Source organism: Acinetobacter sp. SwsAc5, from assembly GCF_013391485.1.
Classification (GTDB): domain Bacteria; phylum Pseudomonadota; class Gammaproteobacteria; order Pseudomonadales; family Moraxellaceae; genus Acinetobacter; species Acinetobacter towneri.
The window spans coordinates 1-7,499 of sequence record NZ_JACAXD010000045.1 but is presented as its reverse complement, the minus strand read 5'-3'; the positions used below and the strand labels follow the sequence as shown (position 1 = coordinate 7,499).

Sequence of the window (7,499 nt, the reverse complement as noted above, 5' to 3'; positions counted from 1 at the left end):
AAGCCCAACAGATCAAGAGTCCTGATAAACAGGACAGTATGGTCATGGCTGAGTTGTCTCGGGTGGCGAAATTGGCGGGGTTTAGGGGCGTTCGGGAGGATGTGTTTAAGTTCAATAAGCAAGTTTTCCCGCTGTACTTCAAGTATTTGAACCGAAAATCCAAAGTAGAACTGTCGGTGCCTTCGTATGAGCGGAAATCGAAGCGTCTGGTCAGTAATTTTCATGAAATGACAGCTTTTTTTGCGGATCTGCAAAAGTAGGTTTAAACCACAAAGATGGCGGTGATGGCGATCAATAACAGTGGGCATGCACTCAGCATGAATCTTTGGGTTATGAGGTTGAAGTCTGTGTCATATCTTTTTGAATATTGCTTATATTTCAAGGTGAAGCATAGGCTTGCAATAAAGCATCCGATCAGGAAGCTCAGCATTAACGCCATGCGATAAAAATCCATGCTGAGGTCCGTTCCTGCTGTAAATTTCTGGAATTGGTAGTAGTTGCTGCCCATGAGGAAAATCAGGCACAACAGCCCAAGCCCCATGGCGTTGTATTCCAGTTTTTTGTTGTGATCTTGGTATAAAAATTTAGTGATGAGCATGCTTAAAGTAAGGAAAAGTGGGATCAGAATGACCGTGATGCTGACCAGTAAATTGCTGAATAGCCATGATTGAAGGTCTGGATTGGTTCTAAATTGGTAGATATTCAAAAATGGGAAAAACACCACGGGAAAGAAGTACATATAGGACAGCTTAAACGAGTCCATATTTTTAATTTTCATCATGTGGGATCAGGGTCCTGACTGTAACTAAGGTAGTTAGGTAGGTATTATGTGTGCTGTTAAGCTCTCAATTTTTTACATGATATAAGTGTTTGATTTTAAATATTATTGTATTTGCGTGTAAAAATAAAACTCAAACATTAACTTTTGTAAGCTATTGAAATTAAATACAAAATAAAGAACACACATCATGGCTACCTTGTAAGGTAGCTATGATGTGTGTTGAACAATACCTTATATGTAAAAAAGCCTTTATTTCCTGTGCTGTATAGCCCGACTTAGAATATGATTTATATGTAAGCTTTACTCAGGATTACGTCAATGTCAGCAGTAAATCTAATTAATGAAAATGACGATGAGAGAGAAATTGCTTCTCAGGCAGCTCGTGCACTTCGAGAAAGTTTTATTACTGCCACTCAAAGTGGACCAGTTCTGTATGTTGAAAACGATACTGTTTTACTTAAGGAAGTCGGCGCTCCCCCAATTGTGATTAAACACCTAGCAGGTCGTAATCCTGAACTTGCTCAACGAGTAGCGAGTCGTGGAACTTTTAAAATTAAAAAATGTAAAGTAAGCCAAGATTGAAGCTAACTGGGACTTACAATTCAAATTTCGCATAAGAGATTTTATGTTAAATAAAAGCCACCGAGAGGTGGCTTTTATTCATTTTTGGAAAATTTCACTCATCCAATCTACAAAATCTTTATAGTTTTTATGTTCTTCATCGATTAATCCTTCTTTAAACAGATTAGCAAATCCTAATCCAGGTTTTTTCTGCCATGCTAGCCAAGTGTTTGTAATAGCTTTAGCTTCATGTATCTTTTTAAATTTGGGTGATGGTATTGCATTTACGGTTGTAGTAATAGAATCCAAAAAACTTTGTTCATCTGGATGACAAATAGTTAACATCCAGTCTTCTAGCATACCTTCATCAACATTATTTGGCATGACCCATACACCGAGTTTAGGTAGATCTCCATCACCCTCAAAATATATCCCTGAATTGGAGAATCTTTTATATGAAGAGGAATATCCATGATCTTTGATTTTATTATGAATTTGACGAAGAGTATTCTCAATGCCACCGCCATCAGCCTCATAGTCTGAATCAACAATTATTCCTAATCTATCAATATAAGAATTTTCAAGTTGTTTAATTAACACTTGTAAAATGTTTAGAACACCTTGTTTTGTATCTATTCCACCAAATGCAGATGGTGTATCAACTTCAATTTCTACATTATCAAAGCCATTTTTCTGACAAAGCTTTTTAAACAAATACTCGTCGGAAATCCCTTCGACAATTAATTTACTCTTTTGCATTATCTAACTTCTACGTGGGATTGCGATAAGATTTTTAGGTCATCTTCTGTGAATATTGTAGCTGTTGTTTTATCTTTCATAGGACCTCTTGTAGGCTTCCCTAAGCGGAATAGGCAACCTTCAATATCTGTTCTATCTAGAGCAACTTGAGTAAAACTTTCAATGCAGTCCCAACTATGAGTAGAAGCAAAAACTTGGATATTTAGTTTTTGAGATAAACTAAAAACAGTTTCCCAAGCTTGTTTTTGAACGCCAAAATGGAGACCATTTTCAAACTCATCTATGAATAAAAAACCATCTTTGGCTTCATATAATCTAAGAGCTAACTGGAATAATCTAATAATACCATCCCCCATACTCTTTAAAGGAACAGGAAAATCTAAACCTTCCATACGAACAAGAGGAATCCTGCGTTCTTTTTCTCGAGTATAGAAACCAACACCACTCCAATCTTTAGAGTTAACAAAATTAATAGCACGTATTTTAGGCTCGATTATTTGCAAAGATTTTAGAACTTCATCCGCATAATCACGTAAACCTACCTTATCCCAAGAATCTGCTAAATCGTCATTGGAAATGAATGAGGTTGTAATATCACTAAAAGCCTTAACTGTATTTTTGGTTTTACGATTCCTTTGTCTAATTCTCTCAGCTAAATTGTCTAAAATTATTCTCTTATTTTTTTTATCTTGATTAACTTTTATTGTATTAACAATATTTGAATCTTCTTCATTTAGTTCCAGTTCATCAATCTCATTTAGATCTTGATAAGATACTTGGTATGCACGTAATGAATTTGTTTCTTTGTCTATTGGTAGGTGTAATTCTAAAGCCTTACTTGCTTCAATAGTCATTTGATTATTAGTGTTTGTTAGTTCACCAATGGTAATTTTATGATTCTCTTTAAATCTACGACCATAAAATAAGCTTTCGTAAGGAGAGATAGCACTATCTTCCTCTAAGATGAAGAATTCATCATGCTCATCTAGAATATTAACTAAAACAGTTTCATCTACGAAACTTGCATAGATTTTTAGTGCATCAAGTACAGAACTTTTGCCAGAATTATTTTTACCAACAATTAGATTTACTTTCCCTAATTTGGGAACTTCTAGTCGTTCTAAAGACCTAAAATTTTCAATAAGAAGAGAATTTAACATGGAATCCTTTTTAGAACATGCCTTTTACCCTTTATTCTATATGTAAAAGACACTTTTAGATAATGGTGTAAGTTTTATATGTTTAATTAACATTTTCTAAAATTAACATAATACACGTTATACGCAGTCAAAAATGGGAGCCTAAGCTCCCATTTTTATTGATGATTTTTTAATTCTTTTAGCATGGCATCCCGTAAAATTTCATTCATTCGTGTTTGATAGCCTTTGCCTTGAGCTTTAAACCATGCAAGTACATCAGCATCTAAACGAATGGAAGTCTGTTGCTTCACTGGACGGTAGAACTGATTATGACGTACAGCATTGCTCCAGTCTTTAATTTCAGGAATATCTGATAGGTCTAGTTGATCGTCAGGAAGCATTCCTTTAGCAAGCAAGCGTTCAATTTCAGCATCTTGCTTGTCGCTGAATTTTTCATTCAGTTCTTTGCGTGAGTATCTAACCATGCTCATATCTATCTCGCTCCGCCTTGGTGACTTGTCTTGCACTAATGATTCGTATGATTTCACAGTCATCTTCATCAAAGATAGTGTGAGCTACTAGTAGCATTAGTACGCCTTTTACTTTTCCAATGGTTTGCCAACGTTCTTCACCATCGGTATGTCTGTCTTGGATTGAGATCCTTAATGGATCATCAAAAACAAGGCTTGCCGTTTCGAAAGAGACATCGTGTTTTTTCTGATTCTTTCGATTCTTTGCCTCATCCCATTCGAAATACTGTTCCATAAAAAACATTCAAATTTGTATATACAATAATGTATCACAAAATTGTATCACTCAAGCTGAAAAGCGTAATTTTTAGTCAAAATTATTGGCAAGAACTATCAAAACCGCTCATAAAAAAGCCGATTTGTTTCAAAGTCGGCTTTTTTTGCATTTTTGGCTTTTTAAGGTTTTATTAAATATCTGATATTTATATTAATATACAAGTGTATTGCGTATAACCACCATTATGTTAAATGGATGGTGAATTGGTGGAAAATTCTAGTTTTTAAAATTGCGAATAAGAGATTTTATGTTAAATAGGTTCGATTAAGCAGATCGTCTTCTAATTTTGAACATTGCTCATCATCAATGACTCCGGTAATACTTTGTAGCCACAACCCATCTGCTGCTAAACGAAGTAACTCTAAATCAGGATGACTATCCGTTTCTGCATGTTGAGATAATCTATTTTTTAGCCATTCCATCCAAATTTTATTAAAGGTAGGCTCTGTGATCATAGTCATTGATAACGCTGACCAAGCAGAAACCACCCCATCTATTTGATGGATAAAAGAACTATGAATATAAGCTCGTGTGAATTTACCATATTCTGTTGGATCGCGTTTAATCAAGTATTCAACTGTTTGATCTAAATCAAGAATTATTTGATTGAACATTTCTTCTATCAAATTTTTTTTATTCGGGAAATGGTGAAATACCCCCCCTTTTGTTATACCTACTGCTGTAGCAATATTTTGAATAGAAACACCAGAAATACCCTTTTGAGAAACAAGAATAGTTGCCTGTTCAAGGATGCGCTTTCGAATAACCTCTGGTTGCTTCTTTTGTTGCCGAATTTCTTTCACTTAATGACCTGCTGATTGCGAAAATAAATTAATAATTATTACGCCAGATACGATAAAACCAATTCCAATTAAAGCAGGATTATCTAGTGTCTGTTTAAAAACAAAGTAGCCAACTACAGCAGTTAGAACAATCCCAACACCAGCCCATATAGCGTATGCGATACCTAAAGGGATTGTTTTAATAACTTGTGATAATAAATAAAATGCCGTGCTAAAAAAAATAAAGACCATCACGCTTGGAAAAAGTTTTGTAAACCCTTCCGATTTAACTAAAAAACTACTTCCAATCACTTCGGAAACTATTGCAAATCCAAGTAATACATAAGCGAGTAACACACTGTTCATAAGTAATCATACCTAAAATATCAATCGGAAGGTATGTTAAATTTTCAAAAAAAAAATTATCAATAATTATTTTAGATTTTCTAAAATTAACATAATACACCTTATACGTAATGCAAATTTTTATCTCATATAAATCATTGGCTTATCGTATAGTAAAAAGCCCAATCACTACTGATTGGGCTTTTTTATGGATTCTTCACGTTCCACGCTTAATTTTTGAGCAATGTTTCACGGTTTTCATTAGTTGGATTAAAGAATGTCAGTACTCTAAACTTTTAGAGTAAATCTTTAAGATTCTCTTTAGTTAAGTGTTCACCAGCATTTTCATTAAAACCAGCATTCAATTTTTTTGAATCTGAGTTAATTCTATCTAAAGCTTTAGCTGTAGCTTTAATATCTTTCACTACAGGTTGAGTAGTTAACTGAACTTTTTCTGTGGTTGAACTAAAACTGTCTTTGTATTTTTTGTAACTTTGTCCGACTGCTTGACCGCTTACTTTAATATCAAATCTTGTCTGAACTAAATCAGCTATATCTTGCCATGTATAAACTTGAGATGGATCGTTTCTGCATTCAATAATGAACCGAATAGCATCCATACTTAGTAATTTTCTTGCCATAAAAATGCTCCCTAGTACCAACTTAAAGTATTTGAAAGCATTTTAAATCATTTGAAAGCATTTTAAAGCAACTTCAAGTGTTGTTTAAAGCATTTGAAAGCATTTTAAAGCAACTTCAAGCGTTGTTTAAATCATTTGAAAGTATTTTAAAGCATCTTAAAGCATTTGAAAGGAAGTAGGCATAAAACCCATAATTACAGCGAAATTTACTTTTGTTTTTTGATTGCAGGATAGGCTTAGGCCGTCAAAATGGCGTCATTTTATATAATTTTTTGAAATATACTGTTGTTAGTTAAAAATTAGCTTGGGAAAAATGATGTCTGTATTGACCATTCTTGAAGCATCAAAGAAATTTAATATCGGTAGAACGACAATTTATAAAGCCATTAAAAGAGGTGAGCTAACTCCTCAATTAAGTGAATCAGGCGTACAGATGATTGATCCTCAAGATATGATCCGATTATTTGGTAGTCCTAGCAAAAAAACTGTTTCTGTAGACAGTAATTCTACTGTTTCAGTGAACAACGATGATTTAGTGCGTGAACTGCGTTTACAGATCGAGGAACTGAAACAAGACAAGGCTTTCTTGAAACAAGAGATATCAAGCGTTAGACGTGATTTTGATGACTTCAAATTACTGATAGAACACAAGGCAAAAACAGAAACACCAGAAACAGATGAAACTGTATCTAAACAGGATGTGAGCAGTTTGGGGGAGCAGAAAAAACAAGCTTGGGAACAGGTGGAAACACCATCACAAACTCACCAGGAAGAACCCAAAAAACTGGCAGTATTTTTAAGCCGTTTATTAAAACTGAGATAAAACAAAGTAAAAACAAAAGAAAAAGCCCTGAATATCTTGCAACATTCAGGGCTTTCGCTTTATATTCAGCGGTACGCAGTTATTTGATGCTTGCAACATCGAATAACGAAGATCATAAGGTTTGGCGACCGTTATGATTTCACACTAAGGCTTGTACCTGAGCTCTATTTTCACAAGAAAAATTGTTTAGTTCAAGACCTAATATGATAAGTCTTCGTTAATACGTGTTTTAAATCATCAAGTAAGTATCCTAGATCGAGCTTTGCCCGCTTCTGCGTGTCCGTTTTATACGTTTAGGCATGTGGTGTGGGTGGATGGAATTAAGCGACGCTAGCGCACCACAGCGATTGTTTTAGAGCGATATAAGAATATCTAAGGCAAGAGTTGCTACTAGGGGAAATCGACAAAGCAACAACGTGATGAGTAGTTCAGGGATGCTTTAAATTGTATGTTGGGGAAACCCTCACAGAGATAAGCGATCTGATCGGTTTGAGAACGTGTCGATGCGGTGTGTGAATCGTAATCTCAGCCTATGTAGGAAAGCACAATTACCTACTGTCGTGGACGACCGATGCGTGGCTCCGTCAGCCCAAAATTGGTATTCGGCAATACTTTAAGAGCAAGCAGTTTTTGCAGGCTCTTAGGGTGAGTATTGCCGAAACTCACTCAACGTTCACCATCAGCCCAAAGGGCTTGCCCGACGGCTGATGTGAACTTGAGTGAGTTGAGTTCGTATAAGAGATTTTATGTTAAATAGGTTCGATTAAGCAGATCGTCTTCTAATTTTGAACATTGCTCATCATCAATGACTCCGGTAATACTTTGTAGCCACAACCCATCTGCTGCTAAACGAAGTAACTC

Annotated in this window: 10 protein-coding genes and 1 pseudogene; 3 read left to right on the top strand and 8 right to left on the bottom strand. The window is 35.1% G+C overall.

Annotated features, from left to right (window positions below; translation table 11 throughout):
- Positions 1–260 (top strand): annotated as a pseudogene (locus HYG89_RS15385) (hypothetical protein); the annotation flags it as partial.
- A gap of 2 nt (positions 261–262) precedes the next feature.
- Here HYG89_RS15385 and HYG89_RS15380 read toward each other — a convergent pair.
- Entirely contained in the window at positions 263–781 is a 519-nt protein-coding gene (locus HYG89_RS15380; protein WP_087554378.1) for a hypothetical protein, read from the bottom strand.
- A 318-nt stretch (positions 782–1,099) separates the two neighbouring features.
- Here HYG89_RS15380 and HYG89_RS15375 point away from each other — a divergent pair, with 318 nt between their 5' ends.
- A complete protein-coding gene (locus tag HYG89_RS15375) occupies positions 1,100–1,363 on the top strand; it encodes a hypothetical protein (RefSeq protein ID WP_178868309.1) in 264 nt (87 codons plus the stop codon).
- A 78-nt stretch (positions 1,364–1,441) separates the two neighbouring features.
- Here HYG89_RS15375 and HYG89_RS15370 read toward each other — a convergent pair whose 3' ends face one another.
- The 7 genes from HYG89_RS15370 to HYG89_RS15340 all read right to left on the bottom strand — a co-directional run bounded on the left by HYG89_RS15370 (position 1,442) and on the right by HYG89_RS15340 (position 5,815).
- Positions 1,442–2,101, bottom strand: coding sequence for a DUF3226 domain-containing protein (locus HYG89_RS15370; protein ID WP_178868307.1), 660 nt, complete (start codon positions 2,099–2,101; stop codon positions 1,442–1,444).
- Entirely contained in the window at positions 2,101–3,261 is a 1,161-nt protein-coding gene (locus tag HYG89_RS15365; protein ID WP_178868305.1) for an ATP/GTP-binding protein, read from the bottom strand. The genes HYG89_RS15370 and HYG89_RS15365 overlap by 1 nt, the downstream gene beginning before the upstream one ends.
- A 155-nt stretch (positions 3,262–3,416) precedes the next feature.
- Positions 3,417–3,731 (bottom strand): BrnA antitoxin family protein, encoded by a 315-nt coding sequence (locus HYG89_RS15360; RefSeq protein WP_178868303.1) that lies wholly within the window; start codon positions 3,729–3,731, stop codon positions 3,417–3,419.
- Entirely contained in the window at positions 3,718–4,005 is a 288-nt protein-coding gene (locus HYG89_RS15355) for a BrnT family toxin (protein ID WP_004884492.1), read from the bottom strand. The genes HYG89_RS15360 and HYG89_RS15355 overlap by 14 nt, the downstream gene beginning before the upstream one ends.
- Before the next feature lie 287 nt (positions 4,006–4,292).
- Positions 4,293–4,850, bottom strand: a complete 558-nt coding sequence (locus HYG89_RS15350; protein WP_005146114.1) for a TetR/AcrR family transcriptional regulator — start codon at positions 4,848–4,850, stop codon at positions 4,293–4,295.
- Entirely contained in the window at positions 4,851–5,195 is a 345-nt protein-coding gene (locus tag HYG89_RS15345; protein WP_005146112.1) for an SMR family transporter, read from the bottom strand.
- A 275-nt stretch (positions 5,196–5,470) separates the two neighbouring features.
- Positions 5,471–5,815, bottom strand: coding sequence for a hypothetical protein (locus HYG89_RS15340; RefSeq protein ID WP_178868301.1), 345 nt, complete (start codon positions 5,813–5,815; stop codon positions 5,471–5,473).
- A gap of 316 nt (positions 5,816–6,131) precedes the next feature.
- Here HYG89_RS15340 and HYG89_RS15335 point away from each other — a divergent pair, with 316 nt between their 5' ends.
- Positions 6,132–6,638, top strand: a complete 507-nt coding sequence (locus tag HYG89_RS15335; protein ID WP_178868299.1) for a plasmid replication DNA-binding protein — start codon at positions 6,132–6,134, stop codon at positions 6,636–6,638.
- Positions 6,639–7,499 lie beyond the last annotated feature (861 nt).